This is a genomic window from Embleya sp. L77 (assembly GCF_055557415.1).
Window position 1 is genome coordinate 3477569 of record NZ_CM145710.1, and the last position, 21461, is coordinate 3499029.

The window sequence follows — 21461 nt, forward strand, 5'->3', positions numbered from 1 at the left end:
CCGGCGCGGTTCACGCACGGCCGGCGCCGGCTCGAACAGGTCGCTCCCGGCCCGTCCTCCTTTGGCCTGAGGTACACCACTACAGCCCTCACGACGCCGCGCTGTACCTGGCGATCCGCAGGAGGAAGCGCGCGTCGACGAGGAACTGGCCGCGGCCGGGAAGGCCGGCGCCCGTCTGGTCACCGTCCTCGACGAGGACTTCCCGGCGAATCTGCGCGTGATCGGCAACCTTCCGCCGTTCCTCTTCTACCGCGGCGAGCTCGACCAGCGCGACGCCCGCTCCATCGCCGTCGTCGGTACCCGCCAGGCATCCGAGGAAAGACTGCGCCGGGCGGCCCGGATGGCCCGCGAGCTCGTCGAACACGACGTCGTGATCGCCAGCGGCCTCGCCAAGGGCATCGATGCCGCAGCCCACCAGGCCACCCTCACCGCCGGGGGCCGGACCTTCACCGTCATGGGCACCGGCATCGCCGCGCCCGTCTACCCGGCCGAGAACCGGCCGCTCGCCAAGGCGATCCTCGCCGCCGATGGGGCGTTGCTCAGCCAATTCTGGCCCACCAGCCCCCGGCGAAGCACACCTTCCCGTGCCGCAACGTCGTCACCTCGGGCACCACGTTGGGCAGCGTCGTCATCGAATGGAATGGATGATCGGTGCGCGACGTCCAGGCCCCACGGCGCGGTGTCGCGGGCGATCCCGGAAGAGGCCCGCGACGACGCCGACGCGGCCGTCGCACGGATCGAGGCCGTTGCTCCCGTATGGATCATCTCCCGCGACATGGTCGGAAGCGTACGGAAGACTGTGCCGATGGCGTTGACGCAGCAGTTCGCGAGGGTGACTCCGGCGTAATCGAGGCCTGCCGTCGGCGGGCGGCCGCGTCTTCCACCGGTGATCCCGGCTGGGATCCGCCCATGGACGATTGCCTCGACATGAACTGGGACGCCTGGCCTCTGCCGGCGCTGTTTCGTCGGGCCGACCTCGATTCCCGGTCGGTGGTGGCGATTGACCGCGCACTGGACGGCGACCCCGACGGGGACGTCGCCTTTCTCGATCACGACCAGGTCTACGACGGCATTTCCGAAGCACCCGCCCTCCTGGCCCCGGGGCCGTCGCCGAGATCGCTGCCGCTTTGGCCGCCGTCGACGCGGAAAGGATGTCGACCCAGGCCTTGGTGACGCGGGGGTGGGTGGCGGCGATCGCCGAGAGCGGGTGGATGCCGCCGACGTTGTCGGAGACGCTCGCCGCGGTGACCCACACGGCGAGCAGGAGACCGACGGTGTCGACGCCGACGTGGCTGACCAGGGACAATGCGGACGGTGTCCTCGACGCGGAGAGTTGGAGACCTTTCCGGCTGCGGAGATTGTGTCGCCCGGCGTGTCGCTCGCTCTGGACGGTCAGCCGGACGATGTCTCGACGGTCACTCCGACGGAATGGTGCCGGAGTCGGGAGGCTACGAGTTCCATCTCGACGAACGTGCCCACGAGGCCGGTCGTCTTCAGCTCGTCCGTCATGGACCGTGCTTGTGCCAGTGACAAGCCGTGCACCTCTCGAAGAGCGCGAAGGACGGGCACTGCACTCGCCTCGGGTTCTGACAGCCGGAGCCGGGCGGGTCCGTGTTCCGCCAAGAGGGCCTGGCGAATCTCCTCCGGCGTCGCGTCGCCGAAGTCCTGATCGCACCAGGCGACGGGGCAAGTCAGGCAGGTCCCCTCGGTTCCCCACCACAACCGTCCGCGGTCGATGAACTGGCCGGTGTCGCGTATCAACACACCGCCGCAGGCTTCGCACCGCGTTGCGATCTTCACGCCCTGGGTGATCACTGAGCTCCTCGCCATCGGACCTTGCCGAGGATCGTGTCGCAACAGCCCCCTCTCGTCGACTCTGCTTTCCTCGCGAAGGTCTTTCGCAGCTGCGCGAGGAACCGGCGGTCGCGGCGTCGACGCATCGGCCTCTCAGCACGGGCCGAGCGTCCTTGGAACTACTGGCTCCGCCGCAGGGCCACGAATGCCCCGGATGTCGGCAGTGCGCCGCTCGCCCATCGATGATGAGACGCGCGGAGGTAGGTTCGACGCTCCAACCGACCTCGATCCGACCACCGGACTCAGCGAGACCCACCATGAAGGGTTTGTCGGCCACCGTGATGTTCCGTGCCGAGCGCCCCGGCATCGAGCGTGTGCCGCAATGGCTTCTGCCGACGGAATGGGCACACTTGCCGCCTGCCGGTACTGCGCGGGGCCGTGCGCAAGGCCAAACATCCGGTGTGTCAGAGCCGTCTCGTGGCAAACAGGGTGGTCCCGTACACCGCGTCCACTTCCTTGCGTTCGGTCTCGGTGAACCCGACCTTGGCCAGAACACGGCGAGAAGCGGTGTTCCAGTCCCAGACCGTGGCCGCCAGACGTTCGTGCCCGGACGATCTAGCCCATTCCAGAACCGCCAACGAGGCCTCGGTCGCGTATCCCTGACGCCGAACTCGGCGTAGCAGCTCGAATGCCAGTTCCGGTTCCGCTACCGACCCTCGGCCGCTGTCGACCAGCCCGCAGTAGCCGATGACGTCACGAGAGGCCTTCCGCTCGACCGCCAGCAACCCGATCGACCACAGTTGGTTGGTGCGGATCGAATCCTCGAGCTCGGCGACCGTGGGGTGTCCGTCCGCGTCGATTCGGCGGTGCGGCGGCACTCGTGGATCGCGTTCGGTCCACAGCCCACGCTGGACGTCAGCCTCGGCTACCCGCCAAGGTCTGAGCAGCAGGCGACTCGTCTCGAGTACAACCTCGCCGCCCGGGGTCGCGTCGACTGTCATGACAGCAACCGTCTCACGGGCGAACGCACTGTCGTGCCACGGGGCGCGTGGTCGGTCCTGCCGATCGTGGACGCTCGATATGCGGGATAATTGCGATCAATCCCTGAGCGTCGTCTTGGAGCTGTGCCCGTTTGGCGGGTCTGTCGCTGATCTTGTGACGCTGCCGAGTCAGCTCCTGAGCAGGATGCGGGTGCGGAGGAGGTCGCGAGCTTGGCTCGGCCGTATCCGGCTCGCTTGAGGAGCTTGACTCTGGTGACCTGCCCTTCGGCCGGAACTCCAGGAGCTGGACAACCCTGCGACGACTGCGTCCCGATCGTGGAGAAGTCCCTCGGCGAACTGTCGAAGGTGAGGTAGGTCATTGTGTCTGACCTGGTTGATCCAAGCATCGAGGTCCTCACCCCGGTGGTCGTGCATGAGGCTGGCGAAGTCGCGGACATGTCCGACGGTGGCTTCGAGTTCCCGGCAGGATGTGTCGTTCGCCAGAGCGGGGGACAGGAGGTTGCGGGGCGCATGCGGGTATGCGCCCGTTTCGGGGTGGCGTTGTTCGTGGACCATGACGGCGGTGGTCAGTCGCCAGGGTGTGGACAGGTTCCGGGCGAGGGGCCCCGAGGGGTCGGTGTCCAGGGCGTGGATCACCTCGCGCCACCGGTGGGGGTCGTCGACGCGGGCGAGGATGAAGTCTTTGGCCTGGGCAGGGGTTACGCCGGTGATCTCGACGCGGGCGGCGCTCTTGGCCCAGGTGTCGAGTGCTTCGTAGGGGCCGCTGCGGCAGGTCAGCACCAACGCGGCGCGGGTCCGCCCATGTGTGTAGGCGTTCAGGGCTTCGAGCGCCCGGTGCGCCCGCGGACCGCCGCGCGGGTACGGGCCGCCCGTCGTGGAGTCGGTGGCGTCCATCTCGTCCAGCCCGTCCAGGACGGGCAGGATCATTCCCGCCTCGACCAACGCCCGCGCGGCGGTGGGGGAGAGCCGGTACACGCGTTCCAAATGATCACGCACCCATTCCTCGAAGGCCCCGCCCGCGTCCGCGCCGTTCCCGGTGGCGAGCGGGGTGGTCCACGAGGCCAGGGACATCCGCAACGGCACCGGGTCGCCCGGAGCGCGGCTCTCCAGGATCGCGAGGAGGAGTTCGAGGGCCAGGACGGTCTTTCCGGATCCCGGGGCGCCGGTGATCACCAGACGGCCCGGCCGCAACCTGCGGTAGTAGTCGACGACCGTACGCAGGCGCCCCTCCGGATCCGCCCCCTCAGCGTTGTGCGCCGGAGCGGGACGCATGACGAAACGCAGGTCGATCGGCGTGTGGTCGTCACCCAACAGACGGGCCCGCTCCGGGGATTCGGCACGGGTGACGAGGACGGCCAGCCGGGCCGCCCCCACGACGACGTTCGTGTCCTGCGACCGCAACGCGGTCCGTGACATCCACGCCGACCACACCGCGACACCCAGCCCCGGCAACGCGATCGACGCACTCGCCCAGTCGACATCCCCGCGTTCGGCGTCGTGCGATCCCCACACGACGAGCCAGACCACCCCCACCACACACAACAATGCCCAGGCCCAGCCGGCCGCACGTCCCCCACGTCGCCCCATGACCAGCCATCATGTCGACCCGAACCGGCGCCCGCCGGACTTCGCCGGATCACGACCCCTGAGGATGACCTCGAAATCGTGAGGCGCAGCGGCGCAGGCCGAAGCCCCAACCAACGCCGACGAGGCCGCGCGGCGCACCCGGCCCGGCTCCGTGCCGGCCCCGGTCGTGCGCCGGGGCATCCATTCCTCCAACCCAACCGTCCTTCCGAGGCCCGGATCGATCTGGTCACCTACCCCGAAGCCGTCGTCCTCACCGGCCTGTTCGCCTCGGCATACTGGCGAGACCACCGCCAACTGCCCACCGAAGCAGCACAGCGACTGAACGTCGCAACCCACCAGCTTCCGCTGCGTGAGACGGTCGTGCCCATGATCGAGAAATTGCGGTGATCTCGTTCCCTGTCCGTCAGCGGTGATCGCCATCCTGGGGATATGACCAATCCGAACCTGACCACCGGCAGTATCTGGCGGCTCGACCACGGCGACCAAGGGATTGCCCGGCTGACCGTGACCGGTGCCGATATGCCCTGGACTCATGCCGAAGTCGAGACACTTCCTGGCTTTGAAGCGTTCCGTCCCCTCTTCAACGAGCAGGAACAGGCTGTCGACGAGGAGGACTGGGAACGGGCCGACGTCTGCTACACCCAGATTCGCAGTGCGCTCACCATGACGTTTCCCGGCGGCGGCCCGGTCGCTGAGTTCATGCTGCGCATCCACGACGACGGCACCGCCAGCTGGCGGTGGCACGACGAGCCCTTCGACGCAGTGAATCAGTGACGCGCTGGGTTCGCTTGTATTCACCCGTGAGGTTGGTGACGCGGCTGGCGGGTGGGTGGCCTTTGAGTGCGGTGTGTCCGCGGTGGTGATTGTAGGAGTGGAGCCAGGCCGGGAATGCCTCGCGTCGCTCCGTCTCGGTGCGGTAGGGCTTCGCGTAGGCCCATTCGTCGAGGAGGGTGCGGTTGAACCGCTCGACCTTGCCGTTGGTCTGTGGCCGATACGGGCGCGTGCGCTTGTGCGATATCCCTTGCCCCGCGAGGGTGTTGCGCCAGTCGTGGGACTTGTAGCAGGAGCCGTTGTCGGTCAGGACGCGTCGCACCGTGATGCCGCAGGACGCGAAGTAGGCGTTCGCGCGGTTCCAGAACGCGATGGCGGTTTCCTTCTTCTCGTCGGCGAGGATCTCGCCGTATGCGAGGCGGGAGTGGTCGTCGACGGCGTTGTGCAGGTAGGCGTATCCGGCACCGGAGCGGGTTTTGCGTCCGGCGGCGCGGCCCAGGGTCTTGTGGCCGCCGCCGTCGGGGATGTTGCCGAGTCTCTTGATGTCGACGTGGACGAGGTCGCCGGGTGCGGGGTGTTCGTAGCGGCGGATCGCCCGGCCGGTGGCCCGGTCGAGGTGGGTGAGGCGGGCGGGGCGGTAGCGGGTGAGGACGCGGTGCACCGTGGCCGGGTTCAGGCCGAGGAGGTAGGCGATGCGGGCCGGTCCCCAGCGGCGCAGGACGCGGACCTTGACGATCCGACGCTCGGTCCGCGTCGGTGTCCTGCGCGGGCTCCGATGCGGCCGCGAGGAGCGGTCGGTCATGCCGGCCTCGCCCGCTTCGCGGTAGCGGGCGGCCCACCTCGCGGCGGTGGTCACGGACACCTGGAAGCGTTCCGCGGCCCGTCGCAGCGGCCACGCGTCCTTCACGACGCAGCGGGCCAGGCGCAGGCGCCCGGTCTCGGTCAGAGGTGCATTACGGTGGGGCATGAGGGCCTTCTGATCAGTTCGGTGTAGACGTCGCAATCCACACCGAACCCGGAAGGTCCTCACTCGTTCAAGATCAACCCACCGTGGGATCCGTCACCAACCTCCGTGGGCAGTACAGCTAGCGCCAGATCGAGAAGACGGTCGGCGCGGTCTTCCCGGGTGAGGCGCTCGCGGAAGTCGGCCGGCACGCTGTGGTGGAAGCCGGGATCGTCCAGCTCCATGGCCAGGGCATACTTGAAATCAATGCGGCAGCGAACCGCTTCCGCCGCCTGACGATCCGACAGATCGAGCAGGAACTGCAGCACGCAGACAGTGGCCAATTGGGCGGACGAAATGCAGGGGCGTCCATCGCGCGTGTACCAGCCCGCGAAATCCTCGTCGCACCACAGCCCGTCCAGGCGGTCTCTCACCCACATCGCGGTGGTACCGCCCCGGTTGCTCGCCCGTGCGATCTGCGCGGTCAACGAGGGGACTTGCTCACCGGAACGAGGACGGAGCGACAACGGACACCTCACGACTGCATCGGTCTTCGAAACAGCCCCGAGCATGCCTGCTGATCAATCCAGCGCGCGGGAAAACTCCAAGATCCCCGACAGAGTCAAGCATAGACGGCGCCGCAGAACGTGAAACGTGAGGGGCGGGCCCAGCGGGGAAATCCGCGGGGCCCGCCCGTTCGTGTTCAGCCGGCTTACGCAGCGACGGGATCAGGGAGAAGTAGACGCGGTAGACGCTCCTTGGTCGTCTCCGCGGCGCCTGGGCGCCACAGTTGCGCAGCAGGCGGTGAGCGCAGCCGGCCGGCGTCGGCCCGGCCCGCCCGGCTACTACTGCGTAGTGGCCATCCTCACCGGGTTTACGGGTGGGATTCGTCCATGTGCGCGCCTCGTCTGGCCGGTGGCGTCGATCACCCTGAGACTGATTGCGAGGCCCTGCGACCGCAGGGACGCGTGTGTCTGGAAGGACTCGGATGTCTCAACGCAACACGGTCATGCGCAGTCTGCACGACATCGGCCTGGCCGCCTGGTTCGGCGGCTCTCTCATGGGAGCCGTCGGATTGAACGGAGCGGCGCGTAACGCCGTGAAGGAGCCGTTTCTCGCCTCGCGGATCGCCGGCGCCGGCTGGGCTGCCTGGACGCCCGTGAACGCGGCCGCGATCGGCGCCCACCTGGTGGGCGGCGCCGCCCTGCTGGGTGCCAACAGCGCACGGGTGGCCTACCAGAGCGGCGTCGGCGCCTCCACCATCGCCAAGACGGTCCTCACAGGAGCCGCCCTCGCCGCCACCGCCTACAGCCGAGTCCTGGGCAAGAAGGTCGAACTCGCCTCATCCCCGGACTCCGAGGACCAAGAGGCGGCCGCAGACCACCCCGTGGAACTGCAGCAGGCACAGCGCCACCTCACGGTCCTGCAGTGGGCCCTGCCGGCACTCACCGCCGGCGTGCTGGTACTCAACGCCCTCCACGGAGAGCAGCAGCGCCCCGAGCAGCAGAAGCAGGGAATGCTGCGCCGCGCAGGCTCGCCCCTGGCCATGGCCGGAGGAACCGGTCTGGCCGCCGTACGCCGCGCCGGCCGGCACGGTGCCATGACAAGACACTGCTGAGACGCGGCACACCTCACCCGAAATGCTCGACCGAGCCCGCGACCTCCGTGCGGGCTTACCCTTCACGCTCAAACAGGAGAAGCCATGGCCAAGGTCACACAGCCCATCACCGACGACAGCATCAAAGTGCGCCAGCTGAGCCACTACCAGTTCACGTGGGTCGCCGGGCAGCCTGGTGACCGCGGCACCCTCACCCTGCAGTTGGTGCTCGACGAAGGCGCCTGGGAAGAAGTCCTGACCGTCGACACCGATGACGCCGACGTCCTCCAAGACCTCCTCAGCAGTACGCCCACAGTTCACTACGACATCGACCGCCGCACCCTGATGTTCGGCGTCACCGCGGTCGGCAGCTGAACAGCAACGCCCCACACCCGCCCATCACCTCACGGGCCTCGCTGGGCTTAGCCGAGCTGCTCGTCGTGTCCGCCGGCGCTGGGCGTGGCGCCGGTGAACCTGCTGTTCCCGCTGGCCTGCAGGAGACGGTGGAGATCCTGCCCGGGCGCCAAATGCCGGTGTGGGAGGCCGTCGCGTGGTTCACCGACGAGACCCCGCTCGCCAAGGCCGCGCCCGACGGCTCCCCCCGGGCGATCATCGACAGCTTCCGCATCCACGCCGACGCCGTCACCACCGCCCGCACCTCACAGCGCCTGCTGGGCGAGCACCAAGGCAAGGCCGCCACCACACTGCAACCGGGCCGTCGCACCGATCACCTGCGCTCGGCCGAGCAGTACGGCGCCATGCTCCTCCAGGACGCGCAAGCCCTCCGGGCACTGCGCGCGGACCTGCGCGAACGCGGTCTCGTCCCACCCGCGTTGCCGGAGGACCTGCGCTTCGTGGACGAGGCCGACGACGAGGAGAACGCGTGAAGGGCGGAGGCGTCTTCCGACGCTGCCGCCCGCCGCAATCTGGCCACCGGACGCCTACGGCGCCGCCTGCCCCCACCCACACCTCGCAACGACACGGCACCTGGTCGCTGCGTCAGGAGCTGCTCGAAGCGGAGGACGGGGGCCGCCGCAAGCTCCGCCGCAACGGCTACACCAGCGCCACCGAGGCCCAGAAGGACCTCGACCACGTGCGCGCCCTTCTCGCGATACCCGACCACGACGACCTGCCCAGCCGCCGCGCGATCGCGGACATGCTGCTGGAAGCCGCCCGTGACAAGACCGACTTCACCCACGTTCACGATCACCCGCATGACCTCCGCACACGCGAATGGCGTGCTGGCCGTCTACGCCGCGGGGATCGCCGGAGCCAACGCCACCTTCGAGACCGAACCCGCCACGTGGGAGGCGTTCTTCGCGAAGAAGGCCCACGCACACTGCCACGTCGCCCTCGACATCACCACCGGCGGCGTCCTGGGCTGGGCGGCGGCGTCCGCGGTGTCGGACCGGTGCGCGTACGCCGGAGTCGTCGAACACTCCGTCTACGTCGACCCCGCCGCCCAGGGGCGCGGCGTGGGACGGGCGTTGCTCGACGCCCTGATCGCCTCGACCGAGAACACCGGGATCTGGACGATCCAATCGGGAATTTTCCCCGAGAACACCGCCAGCCTGGCCCTGCACGCCGCGGCCGGGTTCCGCGTGATCGGTACCCGTGAGTGCATCGGTCGCCATCACGGGATATGGCGCGACGTGGTCCTCGTCGAGCGCCGCAGTCCGACCGTTTGACTTTGTTCAGGGGAAGTAGCAACGTCTCGACGGCGGTTCCAGAACGCGCCGGGACGTTCGGCGGCGACACCATCGAGACCGGCACCGACTCGTACCGCTTCGCGCAGACCCGGCGCCTGCGCCGAACAGGCCGGCACCGCCCGAGCGACCCGCGTCCGCGGGTCAGCAGCAGGAGCATCCCGCCGGGCATCCGCATGCATCGGTGCCGGTCTTCCCGGTGGCGCCGGTGGTCGCGGGCGCGCAGCAGCCTTCCCCGCGCCAGGCGCCTGTGCCTTCCTTGACGGCGATGGCGGCGATGACCAGGGCGGCGATCGGGTCGGCCCAGGTCCAGCCGAGGGCGGCGTTGAGGAGCAGTCCGACGAGCAGGACCGCGGACAGGTAGGTGCACAGCAGCGTCTGCTTGGAGTCGGCGACCGCGCTAGCGGAGCCGATCTCGCGTCCGGCTTTGCGTTGGGCGGCGGACAGGAACGGCATCACCGCGAGGGAGAGCGCGGCCAGCACGATGCCGGTGATCGACCGGTCGGCTTCGCCGTCCCCGGCGAGGGTACGGGCGGCGTCGATGGCGACGTACGCGGCGAGGACGAAGAACGAGACCGCGATGATGCGCAGGGTGCGCTGCTCGCGGGCCTCGCGCACCGCGTGGTCGCGGGCGGAGAACTGCCAGGCCACCGCGGCGGCGGAGGAGACCTCGATGACCGAGTCAAGCCCGAAGCCGACCAGCGCGGTGGAGGAGGCGATGGTCCCGGCGGTGAGTGCGACGACGGCCTCGACGACGTTGTAGGCGATCGTCGCGGCGACCAGCAATCGTATCCGGCGCGCCAGGGCCTCGCGGCGGGACGGACTCGGGCCCGGCGACAGGGACATGGGAGCGGTCATCGGCAGCAGCCCTGGTCCGCGGTGTCGGGGCAGGACGGGTCCGCCTCGACCGCGAGGACGGTGGCACGCAGGGTGTCGAGTGCGGTGCCCAGGCGGGCGTCGGCGAGTTCGTAGCGGCTGCGCCGGCCGACCGGCACGGCGACGACCAGGCCGCAGTCGCGCAGGCACGCGAGGTGGTTCGACAGCCGGGTGCGGGAGATTCCGAGCGCGTCGGCCAGGTCGGCCGGATGCGCCGGCGCCTCGCGCAGGGCGAGCAGGATGCGGCAGCGGATCGGGTCGGCGAGGGCCCGCCCGAACCGGGCCAGGACGTCGATGTCGGCGGCGAGATGCAGCATGCCCACGACAGTACACGTGTGCCTGAATCCACGAAACAGTGAACTCACGACTTGGGGAGGACCGCTGTGCCGAGCCGCGCCATGCCCGAAGCGCTCCGTGCCGTCCACGACGCCGAGATGTCCGCCGCCCGCACCGCGGGCCCCACCGGCGGCGCTTGGCGGGCGGCGGAACGCGCGCACATCCTGTCCCAGCCCTGGCCGACCCCACACCCGCACCCACGCGGTCATGCTCCACCTCGCCGTCCGCGACCGCGACATCGAAGTGGCCGGCCAGGTGGCGCGGCTCCTGGTCGCCGCGCCCGCATCGGCCGCCGGCAAGTACCCCGACGGCAACACCGGCCGCACCCGCGACGGCCTCACCACCCCGATGCCGGTGCCCGACGACCTCGCCGCGCTGCTGCGCGACGCGGGCGTCGCCCTCTGAACCTCGCCGCCGAGGTCAGCGGGTGCGGCGCAGTGCCGCCCAGGTGCCCCACCCGGCCTCCGCCTCGACCGCGTCCCAGGCGCCCGGCAGTGCGGCGGCGTGCGGCTGAAATGTCCGGCGCTCCTCGTTGCGGCGCCGCCGGACATCCAACTGCCGACGGCGTCGGCCTGGGTGCTGACCGACGCGTCGCCGCTCGAGCGGCTTGCCGTGGACGCCTTGGCCGCCGGGCACGCCATCGCCCTGATGACGCCGACACGGCTGAAGAAGGTCGACGAGGCCGAAGCGCGAGCCGGGCTGCGGGCGATCAAGGCATCCCCGCAGAACGTGCGACGGCCTCGCCCGGGCTCCTCAGGCGTCGGGCGGCGGGTAGCCGCGGCTGCGGACCACGTCCCGGGTGAGTTCGACGAAGGCTCGGCCGGCGGCGCTTTGGTAGCCGCTCTCCCGGCGCAGCACGACGACGGTGCGCACCGGCAGCGGTGGGTCCAGCGGGACCGGATGCAGGTGCGGGTGGTCGTGGGTGATCGCGTCCGGCAGCACGGTGGCCAGCGGGGTGCGGCGGACGATTTCGATCAGCGCCTGGATCGAGTTCGCCTGGACCGCGATCCGCGGCCGCACGCCGTGCTGCGTGAAGTAGGCGTCGATGTGGCCGCGGGTGGCGAAGTCGGCGCTGAGCAGCGCCAGTCGGCGGTCGGCGAGCTCACCGACGGGCAGCGCCGGCCGGGCGCGGCCGACGCGGGAGCCCGCCACGACCAGGCTGAGCTTCTCGGTACACAGCGCGGTCGCGGAGACACCGGGCGGGTGTGCGCCGCGAAACCCGATGCCCAGGTCGAACTCGTCGGCGAGCAGCCCCGATTCGATCCGGTCCTGGGTGGCCTCCTCGATCTCCAGGGTGATCCCCGGATGCCGGGTGTACAGCTCCTCGGTCAGCGGACCTACCAGATACGCGGTGAAGGTCGGGGTCACCGCCAGGCGCAGGCTGCCGCGGGACAGGTCGGCCACGTCGTGCACGGCGCGTTCGGCACTGGCCAGGTCGCGCAGGGACCGCCGCGCGTAGCCCAGGTAGGTCTCGCCCACGTCGGTGGGGCGCACGGTGCGGCCGGTGCGGTCGAGAAGTTGCACGCCCAGTGCGCGTTCGAGCTGCTTGATCTGCTGGGACAGGGTCGGCTGGGAAATCCGCAGGTCCTCGGCGGCGCGGGTGAAGTTGCCGTGCTCGGCGACGGCGAGCAGGTAGCGCAGGTGACGCAGTTCCACGACCATGAGCCCGAGTATAGATGAGATCTATTGAGGTGATGGTCAATGCGTCTTGGACACTATAGATACAGGTCATGCATGGTGGAACTCGTCGGCCCCGCAGGGCGGACGACCACCGAGAAGGAGTAGTGACCATGCATCACCTCACGGAGGGCATCAGCCGTTTCCAGCGGGACGTGTTCCCGGCCAAGGCGCCGCTGTTCGGGCGACTCGCGGACACCCACCGGCCGAAGACGCTGCTCATCGGCTGTTCCGACGCCCGGGTCGTCCCCGAACTGATCACCCAGAGCGACCCGGGCGAGCTGTTCGTGATCCGTACGGCCGGCAATCTCGTCCCCGCCCATGCGTCGGGCGCCGACGGTGTGGCCGCGAGCATCGAATACGCCGTCGCGGTCCTGGCGGTCACCGACATCATCGTCTGCGGCCACTCGGCCTGTGGCGCGATGACCGCCCTGGTCGAGGGCCACGACCTGACCGCGACTCCGAAGATCGCCGATTGGCTGCGGCACGCGGAGGCCGCTCGGGCCCGCAGCCGTGCCGGCGCCGGTACGGGCCCGGACGCGGTGGGCGCGCTGGTCCGGGACAACGTCGCCGCCCAGCTCGCGAACCTGACCACCCACCCCAGCGTGGCCCACGCCCTCGCGCGGGACACGGTCACGCTGCACGGCTGGGTCTACGACATCGCCTCGGGCACGATCACCGCGCTCGACGCCGCGACCGGCCGGCCGATCGCCCTCCCGGCCTGACGCTCCCACTCGCCTCCATCCGCCGGGCCACCGGCACCGCCCCACCCACGCAACCGCGTCAACCCACCCCTCGGATAAGGACAACCCGCCATGGTGCAAGCCCAGTTCGACCCCACCGCCCGGCAGAACCTGGCCATCGCCGCAGTCGAGGCCAAGACCCGCAAGGACCTGACCTGGCAGCAGATCGCCGACCCGACCGGCCTGTCGGTCGCCTTCGTCACCGCCGCAGTGCTCGGTCAGCACCCGCTGCCCGCCGACGCCGCGCACGCGGTCGCCGAACTCCTGGGCCTGGACCCGGACGCGGCGACGCTGCTGCAGACCATTCCGACGCGCGGCTCGATCCCGGGCGGCGTCCCGACCGACCCGACCATCTACCGCTTCCACGAGATGCTCCTGGTCTACGGCACCACCCTCAAGGCGCTGGTCCACGAGCAGTTCGGCGACGGCATCATCAGCGCGATCAACTTCAAGCTGGACGTGCGCAAGGTCGCCGACCCCGACGGCGGCGAACGCGCGGTGATCACTCTGGACGGCAAGTACCTGCCCACCAAACCGTTCTGATCCCAACGCCCCGGGGCGGGCCCCGACTTGGGCCGGCCCCTTCCCCTCCACGTATTCCGACTCCCCCGAGGAACCCCCATGGACTTCGCCCAGCGCACCATCGACCTCGCCCGCCACAACGTCGAGGAGGGCGGCCGACCATTCGCGACGGTGATCGTCCGCAACGGCGAGATCCTCGCCGAGAGCGCGAACAAGGTGGCCCAGACCGCCGATCCGACCGCCCACGCCGAGATCCTCGCCATTCGCGAGGCATGCACGAAGCTGGGCACCGAACACCTGACCGGCAGCACCATCTACGTACTCGCCCACCCCTGCCCGATGTGCCTGGGCTCGCTGTACTACTGCTCGCCCGACGAGGTCGTTTTCCTGACCACCCGCGACGCCTACGAGCCGCACTACGTAGACGACCGCAAGTACTTCGAACTCGCCACCTTCTACGCCGAGTTCACCAAGACCTGGGAGCAGCGCCGGTTGCCGATGCGGTACGAGCCGCGCACCGCCGCCACCGACGTCTACCGCGCCTGGCAACTGCGCAACGGCGGCGAACGCCGCGTGGCCGGCACGCCCACGGCGTAGTCGCGGATCAGCCGGGCAGCCCTCGTCGAACCAGGTGAACGTGGTCTCCGCGAGTTCGGGCCGGCCGTGGTCGACGATCAGCGAGAGTCCGCCGGCCGCGATCGTCGAAGCGGCGATACTCGGTGCGTGCGGGGGATTTGCCGTACTGCTTCAGCGTCGAACGGGCCGCAGGACAGGTTGTCGGTGGCGACGTTGGCGGCGGAGTTGGGGGGAGTGAAGTTGTCCAGGGCCGATGGGAAGAGCGGCCGAGCCGGGCGTGGGGGAGTACCCACCTGTGGGCGAAGCGGGTCGGATCAGGTGGGCCGGACCGGGTGGGGGACGGCCGTCTCCGCAGTCAAAGCGCCGCGTCCACGGCCCGGGTCCCACCCGGGCACAGCACCCACCGCCGCGGCTGCGGGACCTGCCTGTCCTGCTCGACACCATCGACCACGCCTTCACGACACCCTGAGCGCCTGCTTCCGAGGAGATCCGATCATGGCCGTTTCGCCTTCACGGAGTCATGGCAACAGCCGATGAGTTGACGGTCGTCCTGACGAACCGGCTCGGCGGCAGGACACCCGTTTCCCGGCCTCGGTATCGGGGGATGGCAGCCCGATGCCCGCGCGTCGGCCCGGGCCGGACTGACCGAGCGTGAACTCGACTACGTGGTCGCGATCCGCGCCGACACCACCGTCCACCCGGCCGGGCGCCGCCCGTCGCACCGCCATGGTCGGGGACCGGGCACCGCCCGGCCCCTCGGTATCGGGAACGGGCGGTGAGCGTGGCCGCGCTGGTGGCGGGGATCGGACGGGGCGCCTTCGAAGAGGTCATGTGGCGTCGGGGCTCGCGCGGGTCGATGCGTTCGCGGTTCCTGCGGTTGCGGGTGCGACCGGCCGGCGTGGCGGTACGGCGCCCGGCCCGCGAGGCGGCCGAGGCCGCGGGTGGGTCGTGGGACGGTGTCCTGCCCGAGGTGGGGTTGTTGGTCGTGTGGCCAGAGTAGGCCGAACAACCCACGGAGTAACGGCTGTTCGACCTTCCCGAGGCGACGCCGACGGCGGAGGTTGTGCGGTTGGCGAAGATCCGTTGGCGGATCGAGCATGACTACCGGGAGATGAAACACGCTCTGGGACTGGACCATTTCGAGGGTCGTTCCTGGGTGGGGTGGCATCACCACGTCACCCTGGTCACCGCCGCCCACGCCTTCCTCACGGAACAACGGCTCTCCCCAAAAGTACCCACGTTGGTCTCACGCTCTACCAGGTCGTCGACGCCTGCCAATGTCTCCTGAAGTGTTGGACGGGCACCTGCAACACCTGCCACAGACCACTTCCAACCAACACCCCACGACACCTCAGACCCACCGATCCGACCTAGGGCCTGTTTCAGAAGTTGATCTTGCTCTGCCATGATCATCGTGTGGGACGGGGAGATCTGACCGATGGCCAATGGGCGCGCCTGGAACCGCTGTTGCCGGTCGGCGTCAAGTCCGGACGACCACCGATATGGACGAAACGGCAGCTGATCGACGGGATCCGGTGGCGAACCCGGGCCGGGGTTCCGTGGCGTGACGTTCCCGAGCGGTACGGGCCGTGGCAGACGGTCTACGGGCTGTTTCGCCGGTGGCAGCGTGACGGCACCTGGAAACGTATTCTGGAGCGACTCCAGGCCGAGGCCGACGCACAGGGGCTGATCACCTGGGACGTCAACATCGACTCGACGGTCTGCCGTGCCCACCGACACGCCGCCGGAGCCCGCAAAAGGGGGCACTCCAAATAGAGCCGCCCGGCGGTGTCGCCGTCGAGCCGGACGACCACGCGCTCGGGCGCTCGCGCGGCGGGCTGACGACGAAGATCCATCTGGCTTGCGAACAGGGCCAGAAACCCTTGTCGGTGCCGGTCACGGCCGGACAGCGGGGCGACTCGCCGCAGTTCGCGGCGGTCCTGGACCGAATCCGGGTGCCCCGGATCGGGCCGGGCCGGCCGCGCACCCGACCCGACCGGGTGCGCGGCGACAAGGCCTACAGCTCCCGCGCCAACCGCGCGCTCCTGCGAAGGCGCCGCATCGCCTGCACCATCCCGGAGAAGGTCGACCAGGCCCGCAACCGCCGCAAACGCGGCCACAAGGGCGGCCGGCCGCCCGCGTTCGACCGCGAGGACTACAAGGCCCGCCACGCGGTCGAATGCGGCATCAACCGTCTGAAGAGGAACCGGGCCGTCGCGACCAGGTACGACAAACTCGCCGTCCGATTCGAAGCCACCATCACGATCGCCGCCATCGGCGAATGGCTATGAAGCAAGATCAACTTCTGAAACAGGCCCCAGCGGAGTCCTACTATTTATCTGACAATATGAATCTTCGGAACTGACCGGTACGGCACCGAACTTCCACACAATCCGACCGCCCCGGCGTCGAAACAGGGACACTTCAACCAACGAGTGCGCACGGCCCGACCGCGCGTGCGGTCTTCCCCGACAGTTGCCCACGATCCGGCGCTCGCGCGGCTCGGCGGTCACCGACGGCACACGGTGAACCGACCCCGGGTGCCCGGCACGTGCGGCCGGCGAGTGCCGGCAGGGCGGCGAATATACCGTTGCCGTCCTGGGGCTGCTCGGTGGACGAGGTCGCCGAGGGGAGGGCGTTCCCGGATCGCCTGCGGCGGCGCGGCACGTCCGCGGGCAAGAGCGTGGGTAGTCGTCGGTGCCGGTCTCGGGCGCCGACGACTGGGCGCCCTACGGCGTGAGGGTGACCGTGTACGCGGTGCCTGGGCGGCCGCGCGTGGTGACCTCGACCGTCCGGCCTCGGTCGTCCCAACTTGCCCTGCGGCCGTCGATCTTGACGTGGTAGCCGTGCGGATAGACGCCCTTCGGGACGGCGATCTCGGTGGGTCCGTCGGCGTTTCGGCGCGTGGTGAAGGTCAGGCGGTAGGTGCGGGTCGCCGGGTCGTAGGTGGCTGTCAGCGGGTTGCCGGCAATGGCGGACGCGTAGGGCTGACTGAGGAGTTCGGCGTTCGGACGCCAGTTCCCGCTCGGGTCGAGGTTGCAGTAGCCGTGGTTGCCCAGGCACCACTGCCACCACGTCCAGCCGCCGGCGAAGCGGGACATGGCAGCGGTCATGTCGTTGATGAACTGCGCACTGTGCGGGATGGCCGGGCTCGTACCCCACTCGCCGACGATGACCGGCATGCGATTGCGGGTCGGGTAGTCGCTGATAGCCGCCTCGTAGGCGGCGATGAAGGTGCCGTTCGGGTCGTAGTCGGCGCCGGATTCCATCGCGGTCTCGTAGAAGTGCGGCATGTAGGCGGCATGCGGGTCGTCGATGTGACCGAGGGCGGTCGGGACGCCCAGGCCGACGATGACCGTGGGTTCGACGAAGACCCAGGACCTGCGGTCGACGAGGCGTACGGCGTCGGCGAGGCGGTTCCACAGGTCGGTCAGCTGGGTGGCCTCGAAGCGGCTCGCGGCGGTCGGCAGGTCCTCGCCTTCGAGGAACCTTCCAAACGGCTCGTTCATCAGGTCGTAGCCGAGCAGCGCCGGGTGCCGTCCGAGTGTCGCGGCGACCGTCGTCCACATACGGGCGTGGGCGGCGCGCAGGTCGCTGTCGTTGTACAGGTGGTCGAACGCCGCTTGTACGGACGGCTCGAAGTATCCCGAGAACCAGTCGCCGGGTATCGGCTCGAACGGTAGACCCTCGTCGCGTGTGGCCCAGTCGGGGATGCCGCGGGCGCCGAAGTGCGGGCCGTAGATGTCCTGGTGGGCGTCGAGGACGACCTTGACACCGTAGCGGTCGGCCCAGTCGAGAATGCGGCGCATCTTGGCGAGATAGATGCGGTCGTACCGACCCTGGGCGGGTTCGAGGTCGTCCCAGAAGAAGGCGAGGCGCGCGAGGTTGAAGCCGCGCGCGGCCATCTCGCGCAGATCCGACTCGTGGATGTCGGCGAACGCCTCGGCGCCCCGGTGGTTCTTGTCGGAGAGGTTGAAGCCACGCCACTGGGTGGCCCGGCCGCGGTCGTCGGCGATATACGTGCGGTCTCCCACGGTCACCCGGTCCGGCGTCGGGCCACCTCCCCCGCCGCCCGGATGGGCCTGGGCGGGGATCGCGCTGAGGGTGAACAGGAGTGCGGCGACGACGAGAGCCGGCGACGCTCGGAGGCGAAGGCGAAGGCGAAGGCGAAAGCGCATGCGCAGACCTTTCGGGGACGCGGATGTGCGGACGGCCCGTGGGACAGGCGAGAGTCGGCGCGGTGGTGGTGCGCGAGCGAGTCGGATGTTACTGGCGGGTGCGGCAACTTCCCAGATGCCGTCGCGGTTTCGGCCACACATTCGAAGCACTCGGTGTCGAGACGCGCGGCCACTGCCAACACACCAACCACCGCCCCCGGAATCACAGGTGTGGGTGGCGCGGTGCCGGGCGTCCGCGGGTGGGGTGACAGGGCGGCGCCGTACGGCCCAATGGGTCGAGGCATCCGAATAGAGGGGGTAAAGGGTCTGAATGTCACAGGTCAGCGTTCGATCGCCTCTCGCTCTGGCACTCGTGTGTTTCGTCTGCGCCGCCGTGGGACTGGCCCTGGTCTCCCCGGAGTTGGGGCTGGGCTGGGACGAGATCGTCTATGTGAGCCAGTACGACCCGAGCAAACCGGCGGCGTTCTTCAGCGCGCCCCGATCCCGTGGCGTGGCGTGGTTGGCCGCACCGGTGGTGATGCTCACCGGTTCGATGGTCGCTCTTCGGTACTGGTTGGCGGGTGCGGCCGCGGTGGCGCTGTTCCTGGGGTACCTGCCGTGGCTGCGTTTGCTGCCCCGACCGGCCGTGGTGACGTGCGCGGCGGCCGGCTACGCCACCTTGTGGATCACGATGTTCTACGTGGGCGCCGCGATGCCCAACCACTACTCGGCCATGGCCTCGGTCGCCGCCGTCGGCTGGTACCTGCGCGTGGTGCGGGGCGGGAGCGGGCGGATCGCGTTGGCCCTGGCGCTAGCCGTTGCCGGTCTGATGCGGCCCGGCGACGCCTTCTGGCTGGTGTTGCCCCTGATCGTCGCGACGATCGCGGTGCCCGCGTGGCGGCGGATGGACGTCCTGGCGGCGGCCCTGGGTGGATCGGCCGCCGGGGCCGGGGCGTGGCTGATCGAGGCACACGAGCGGTTCGGCGGGATCGTCGAACGGCTGCGGCGCGCGAGCGAGATCCAGGGTGGTACCGGGCCCACCAATTCGCTGCCGGAGACCGCCTCGACGTTGGACGGCCCGCTGCTGTGCAGGCCCTGCACGGGCGACACGGTCGCCGCGCCCGCGCTCTTCTGGTGGTTCGCCCTGCCGCTGCTGGTGGCCGTCGGTGTGTGGGCGGCGCGACGCGCCCGGATGCCGGCACTCGCCTGGTTGCCGTGCGCGGTGGCCGCCTCCGTGGCGCTCACGTACCTGCTGTTCGTCGACTACTCCGCGCCGCGTTTCCTCCAGCCCGGCTATGCCCTTCTCGCGCTGCCTGCGGCCTGGGGATCACTGACGCTGGTCGACGCGGTCCGAGCACGACCCGCGCGTGGGACCCGACTCGTGCTCGGCGGCCTGCTGGGCGCGGCGCTCGTCGGGCACCTGGCCATCCAGATCGCGATCACCGCGCACTGGGCGGACAGCCACCGCACCGCGCGCCGGGACTGGGAACTGATCGCACGCACCGCACGCGTGGCGGGCGTGCGCCCACCCTGCCTGCTCACCGGCGTCGAGGCCATCCCGATCGCCTACCACGCCGGATGCGCCTCCGCCGCCGTCTCCGGCAACAACGCGACCCACACGCGCGAGAGCCTGATCGCCGAGACACACCGCGTCCCCGCCGCGCTCCTGACCACCCGCGGGTCCGCCCCACCCACATGGGCCGCGGATTGGCGACGCCTACCCGTGGTCGGGACCCGAACCGACACCGCTTGGACCCTGCACCTGCCTCCCTGGACCCCGCTACACCCCCACCCCACCACCGCCACACCCGAAACCCCACCCAAGAAACCCCGATGACACCACGGCACCACCACACCGCCGAGACGCCGCACCACGGCACCGAGACATCTCGCCACGGCACGGCACCCACGGCACCGACAAGGACGGTCACCGGGAGATCGCGGGGTACGGGAGCAGGCCCTCTGCCCCTTCCTTGAGCTCGTGCGATATGGCCCGTACTCGTAGCGCGTCATTCGACTCTCGACGGCCAAACGTTCGGACGTCTTGGTTTTCGGCCGGGTGTCAGCTCAGGCGCGCGGCGAGGACGGCGCGTCCGGCCGCGGCGGCGCGGCGTTGGTAGGCGCGCAAGCCCGGGGCGCGGGCGGGGTCGTCTTGGCGGCTGCCGCGTTCCCAGTGGCCGGTGAGGGCGGCGAGGAACGCGTCGACGCCGTCGGGGGCGTTGGCGGTGAGGGGGTGGCCGGCGAGGAGGTCGGCGACGTCGACGGGTCGGTGTCCGGCGAGGACGAGTTGCGGGGCCAGGGACGCGAGGTCGACCCAGCCGGGGCCCAGGGTGGCGTGGGCCCAGTCGACGAATACGGGTCCGTGGATACGGTCGCGGACCATGTTGTCCGCGCGCAGGTCCCCGTGGACGACGCGGTCGCCGAACGCGTGTGCGGGCCATGCCTGTTCGAGTTCGCGCAGTCGGTCGAGCCGGGTGCGGGCCCACGGGTCGAGGTCGGTGAGGTGGGGATCGCTCCAGCCGTGGAGGCGGATGCTCTGGGCGGCGGTGGTGCCCACCGCGGTGCGGTAGCGGTCGTCGGCGGGGTCGGCGGCGAGTTCGTCGAGGCGCGCCAGCACTGCGGCCATGTCGGGTGAGCCGGGCCCGAGGTCGGGATGGGCGCCGTCGAGGTGTTCGATGACGACCAGCGTCCAGCCGTGGGCCCGCTCCAGCGTGATCAGTTCCGGCGCCGGCGCGCGGTGCGGCAGGGCGCCCAGGACGGCAGCCTCCGCGGCGTTGGCGGCGGTGAGGGGGTCGTCGTCGGGGGCGGCCTTGACGAACACGCGACGCCCGCCCGCGAGGGTGAGCACGGCGGCGAGTTGGTGGCCGAACCCGCCGGCGGGTCCGGACACGTCGATGACGCCGCCGCCGAGGGCGTGCTCGATGTGGGTTCGGACCGGGGTGGGCAGGTCGAACCATTGAATGCGGTGCGGCATGGCTGAGGGGAACCTTCGCGCGAGATGTCGGCCGGGTGGGTGTGCCCGCCGGGCCGGGCCGAGCCCGTCGAGAGTCGTCTCAATTCTCCGGCACGGCGCGGGGTGCTCGCGCGTCGGTGCGGGGAGAAGGAGGCCGACGAGCCCGACGAGGTCGACGGAGGAGGAGTTGACGATGGTGCCGCTGCCCTCATGCGGCACCCG

Annotated in this window: 23 protein-coding genes and 4 pseudogenes; 14 read left to right on the top strand and 13 right to left on the bottom strand. The window is 70.0% G+C overall.

The features are described 5' to 3' along the window. Positions 1-217: 217 nt before the first annotated feature. Positions 218-508: pseudogene (locus tag ACZOOI_RS44780) on the top strand (DNA-processing protein DprA); the annotation flags it as partial. 401 nt (positions 509-909) lie between these two features. Next, entirely contained in the window at positions 910-1173 is a 264-nt protein-coding gene (locus tag ACZOOI_RS44785) for a hypothetical protein (protein WP_465284216.1), read from the top strand. Here the strand turns inward: ACZOOI_RS44785 and ACZOOI_RS44790 are convergent. From ACZOOI_RS44790 to ACZOOI_RS44810, 5 genes and pseudogenes are all read right to left on the bottom strand, one after another. Next, a pseudogene (locus ACZOOI_RS44790) lies at positions 1154-1291 on the bottom strand (IS5 family transposase); the annotation flags it as partial. The gene ACZOOI_RS44785 and the pseudogene ACZOOI_RS44790 overlap by 20 nt on opposite strands. A 101-nt stretch (positions 1292-1392) precedes the next feature. Further along, complete coding sequence (locus tag ACZOOI_RS44795) at positions 1393-1815, bottom strand: hypothetical protein (protein WP_465282563.1); 423 nt, start codon at positions 1813-1815, stop codon at positions 1393-1395. A 443-nt stretch (positions 1816-2258) separates the two neighbouring features. Further along, positions 2259-2795: a GNAT family N-acetyltransferase gene (locus tag ACZOOI_RS44800; RefSeq protein ID WP_465282564.1), complete on the bottom strand. Its 537-nt coding sequence runs from the start codon at positions 2793-2795 to the stop codon at positions 2259-2261. 168 nt (positions 2796-2963) lie between these two features. Next, a complete protein-coding gene (locus ACZOOI_RS44805; protein ID WP_465282565.1) occupies positions 2964-4382 on the bottom strand; it encodes an NACHT domain-containing protein in 1419 nt (472 codons plus the stop codon). A gap of 9 nt (positions 4383-4391) precedes the next feature. Continuing rightward, positions 4392-4802 carry a hypothetical protein gene (locus ACZOOI_RS44810; protein ID WP_465282566.1) on the bottom strand — a complete coding sequence of 137 codons (411 nt, stop codon included), beginning with the start codon at positions 4800-4802 and terminating at the stop codon, positions 4392-4394. Between the two features lie 9 nt (positions 4803-4811). Here ACZOOI_RS44810 and ACZOOI_RS44815 point away from each other — a divergent pair, with 9 nt between their 5' ends. Then, positions 4812-5156: a hypothetical protein gene (locus ACZOOI_RS44815; protein WP_465282567.1), complete on the top strand. Its 345-nt coding sequence runs from the start codon at positions 4812-4814 to the stop codon at positions 5154-5156. A gap of 16 nt (positions 5157-5172) precedes the next feature. On the opposite strand, the pseudogene ACZOOI_RS44820 reads toward ACZOOI_RS44815, so the two are convergent. Together ACZOOI_RS44820 and ACZOOI_RS44825 are read right to left on the bottom strand one after the other, a co-directional pair. After that, positions 5173-6120: pseudogene (locus ACZOOI_RS44820) on the bottom strand (IS481 family transposase); the annotation flags it as partial. A gap of 59 nt (positions 6121-6179) precedes the next feature. Beyond that, on the bottom strand, positions 6180-6584 hold the full coding sequence (locus ACZOOI_RS44825; RefSeq protein WP_465282568.1) for a transposase: 405 nt from the start codon (positions 6582-6584) through the stop codon (positions 6180-6182). Positions 6585-7084: 500 nt separating this feature from the next. On the opposite strand from ACZOOI_RS44825, the gene ACZOOI_RS44830 reads away from it, so the two are divergent. The 4 genes from ACZOOI_RS44830 (at position 7085) to ACZOOI_RS44845 (ending at position 9381) form a co-directional block, all read left to right on the top strand. After that, positions 7085-7714 (top strand): hypothetical protein, encoded by a 630-nt coding sequence (locus ACZOOI_RS44830; RefSeq protein WP_465282569.1) that lies wholly within the window; start codon positions 7085-7087, stop codon positions 7712-7714. 84 nt (positions 7715-7798) lie between these two features. After that, a complete protein-coding gene (locus ACZOOI_RS44835) occupies positions 7799-8068 on the top strand; it encodes a hypothetical protein (RefSeq protein ID WP_465282570.1) in 270 nt (89 codons plus the stop codon). Between the two features lie 128 nt (positions 8069-8196). Continuing rightward, a complete protein-coding gene (locus tag ACZOOI_RS44840) occupies positions 8197-8580 on the top strand; it encodes a hypothetical protein (RefSeq protein WP_465282571.1) in 384 nt (127 codons plus the stop codon). Positions 8581-8907: 327 nt separating this feature from the next. Next, the gene (locus tag ACZOOI_RS44845) at positions 8908-9381 is read left to right on the top strand and encodes a GNAT family N-acetyltransferase (protein ID WP_465282572.1); all 474 of its coding nucleotides are present in this window, start codon (positions 8908-8910) and stop codon (positions 9379-9381) included. Positions 9382-9543: 162 nt separating this feature from the next. Here the strand turns inward: ACZOOI_RS44845 and ACZOOI_RS44850 are convergent, their stop codons facing one another. Next, entirely contained in the window at positions 9544-10257 is a 714-nt protein-coding gene (locus tag ACZOOI_RS44850; protein WP_465282573.1) for a cation efflux transmembrane domain-containing protein, read from the bottom strand. Beyond that, on the bottom strand, positions 10254-10592 hold the full coding sequence (locus tag ACZOOI_RS44855; RefSeq protein WP_465282574.1) for an ArsR/SmtB family transcription factor: 339 nt from the start codon (positions 10590-10592) through the stop codon (positions 10254-10256). The genes ACZOOI_RS44850 and ACZOOI_RS44855 overlap by 4 nt, the downstream gene beginning before the upstream one ends. Positions 10593-10818: 226 nt before the next feature. Between ACZOOI_RS44855 and ACZOOI_RS44860 the strand changes: the two genes are divergently transcribed. Beyond that, positions 10819-11016: a DUF3703 domain-containing protein gene (locus tag ACZOOI_RS44860; protein ID WP_465282575.1), complete on the top strand. Its 198-nt coding sequence runs from the start codon at positions 10819-10821 to the stop codon at positions 11014-11016. A gap of 15 nt (positions 11017-11031) precedes the next feature. On the opposite strand, the gene ACZOOI_RS44865 is transcribed toward ACZOOI_RS44860, so the two are convergent. Both ACZOOI_RS44865 and cynR read right to left on the bottom strand, forming a co-directional pair. Beyond that, positions 11032-11166, bottom strand: a complete 135-nt coding sequence (locus tag ACZOOI_RS44865) for a hypothetical protein (protein WP_465282576.1) — start codon at positions 11164-11166, stop codon at positions 11032-11034. A gap of 198 nt (positions 11167-11364) precedes the next feature. Further along, positions 11365-12273 carry a transcriptional regulator CynR gene (gene cynR, locus ACZOOI_RS44870; RefSeq protein ID WP_465282577.1) on the bottom strand — a complete coding sequence of 303 codons (909 nt, stop codon included), beginning with the start codon at positions 12271-12273 and terminating at the stop codon, positions 11365-11367. Between the two features lie 128 nt (positions 12274-12401). On the opposite strand from cynR, the gene ACZOOI_RS44875 reads away from it, so the two are divergent. The 5 genes and pseudogenes from ACZOOI_RS44875 (at position 12402) to ACZOOI_RS44895 (ending at position 16420) form a co-directional block, all read left to right on the top strand. Then, positions 12402-13013: a carbonic anhydrase gene (locus tag ACZOOI_RS44875; RefSeq protein WP_465282578.1), complete on the top strand. Its 612-nt coding sequence runs from the start codon at positions 12402-12404 to the stop codon at positions 13011-13013. Positions 13014-13103: 90 nt separating this feature from the next. After that, positions 13104-13574 (top strand): cyanase, encoded by a 471-nt coding sequence (gene cynS / locus ACZOOI_RS44880; RefSeq protein WP_465282579.1) that lies wholly within the window; start codon positions 13104-13106, stop codon positions 13572-13574. 78 nt (positions 13575-13652) lie between these two features. Next, positions 13653-14150 carry a nucleoside deaminase gene (locus tag ACZOOI_RS44885; protein ID WP_465282580.1) on the top strand — a complete coding sequence of 166 codons (498 nt, stop codon included), beginning with the start codon at positions 13653-13655 and terminating at the stop codon, positions 14148-14150. A gap of 602 nt (positions 14151-14752) precedes the next feature. Beyond that, positions 14753-15417, top strand: a pseudogene (locus tag ACZOOI_RS44890) (transposase); the annotation flags it as partial. Positions 15418-15545: 128 nt separating this feature from the next. Further along, positions 15546-16420 (top strand): IS5 family transposase gene (locus ACZOOI_RS44895; RefSeq protein ID WP_465282581.1). Its coding sequence is split into 2 segments (ribosomal slippage): positions 15546-15903 and positions 15903-16420, totalling 876 coding nucleotides; the frame shifts between segments, so codons are not numbered across the junction. A gap of 438 nt (positions 16421-16858) precedes the next feature. On the opposite strand, the gene ACZOOI_RS44900 is transcribed toward ACZOOI_RS44895, so the two are convergent. Next, positions 16859-18307: a cellulase family glycosylhydrolase gene (locus ACZOOI_RS44900; protein WP_465282582.1), complete on the bottom strand. Its 1449-nt coding sequence runs from the start codon at positions 18305-18307 to the stop codon at positions 16859-16861. A 373-nt stretch (positions 18308-18680) separates the two neighbouring features. Between ACZOOI_RS44900 and ACZOOI_RS44905 the strand changes: the two genes are divergently transcribed. After that, entirely contained in the window at positions 18681-20123 is a 1443-nt protein-coding gene (locus ACZOOI_RS44905; RefSeq protein ID WP_465282583.1) for a hypothetical protein, read from the top strand. Between the two features lie 225 nt (positions 20124-20348). Here the strand turns inward: ACZOOI_RS44905 and ACZOOI_RS44910 are convergent, their stop codons facing one another. Next, entirely contained in the window at positions 20349-21260 is a 912-nt protein-coding gene (locus tag ACZOOI_RS44910) for a phosphotransferase family protein (RefSeq protein WP_465282584.1), read from the bottom strand. Positions 21261-21461 lie beyond the last annotated feature (201 nt).

Bases quoted from the DNA above. Each gene is read 5' to 3' on its own strand.
- ACZOOI_RS44785 (WP_465284216.1), top strand. From the start codon at position 910: ATGGACGATTGCCTCGACATGAACTGGGACGCCTGGCCTCTGCCGGCG.
- ACZOOI_RS44800 (WP_465282564.1), bottom strand. From the start codon at position 2,795: ATGACAGTCGACGCGACCCCGGGCGGCGAGGTTGTACTCGAGACGAGT.
- ACZOOI_RS44805 (WP_465282565.1), bottom strand. From the start codon at position 4,382: ATGGGGCGACGTGGGGGACGTGCGGCCGGCTGGGCCTGGGCATTGTTG.
- ACZOOI_RS44810 (WP_465282566.1), bottom strand. From the start codon at position 4,802: ATGGCGATCACCGCTGACGGACAGGGAACGAGATCACCGCAATTTCTC.
- ACZOOI_RS44815 (WP_465282567.1), top strand. From the start codon at position 4,812: ATGACCAATCCGAACCTGACCACCGGCAGTATCTGGCGGCTCGACCAC.
- ACZOOI_RS44830 (WP_465282569.1), top strand. From the start codon at position 7,085: ATGTCTCAACGCAACACGGTCATGCGCAGTCTGCACGACATCGGCCTG.
- ACZOOI_RS44835 (WP_465282570.1), top strand. From the start codon at position 7,799: ATGGCCAAGGTCACACAGCCCATCACCGACGACAGCATCAAAGTGCGC.
- ACZOOI_RS44845 (WP_465282572.1), top strand. From the start codon at position 8,908: ATGACCTCCGCACACGCGAATGGCGTGCTGGCCGTCTACGCCGCGGGG.
- ACZOOI_RS44850 (WP_465282573.1), bottom strand. From the start codon at position 10,257: ATGACCGCTCCCATGTCCCTGTCGCCGGGCCCGAGTCCGTCCCGCCGC.
- ACZOOI_RS44855 (WP_465282574.1), bottom strand. From the start codon at position 10,592: ATGCTGCATCTCGCCGCCGACATCGACGTCCTGGCCCGGTTCGGGCGG.
- ACZOOI_RS44860 (WP_465282575.1), top strand. From the start codon at position 10,819: ATGCTCCACCTCGCCGTCCGCGACCGCGACATCGAAGTGGCCGGCCAG.
- cynR (WP_465282577.1), bottom strand. From the start codon at position 12,273: ATGGTCGTGGAACTGCGTCACCTGCGCTACCTGCTCGCCGTCGCCGAG.
- ACZOOI_RS44875 (WP_465282578.1), top strand. From the start codon at position 12,402: ATGCATCACCTCACGGAGGGCATCAGCCGTTTCCAGCGGGACGTGTTC.
- cynS (WP_465282579.1), top strand. From the start codon at position 13,104: ATGGTGCAAGCCCAGTTCGACCCCACCGCCCGGCAGAACCTGGCCATC.
- ACZOOI_RS44885 (WP_465282580.1), top strand. From the start codon at position 13,653: ATGGACTTCGCCCAGCGCACCATCGACCTCGCCCGCCACAACGTCGAG.
- ACZOOI_RS44900 (WP_465282582.1), bottom strand. From the start codon at position 18,307: ATGCGCTTTCGCCTTCGCCTTCGCCTTCGCCTCCGAGCGTCGCCGGCT.
- ACZOOI_RS44910 (WP_465282584.1), bottom strand. From the start codon at position 21,260: ATGCCGCACCGCATTCAATGGTTCGACCTGCCCACCCCGGTCCGAACC.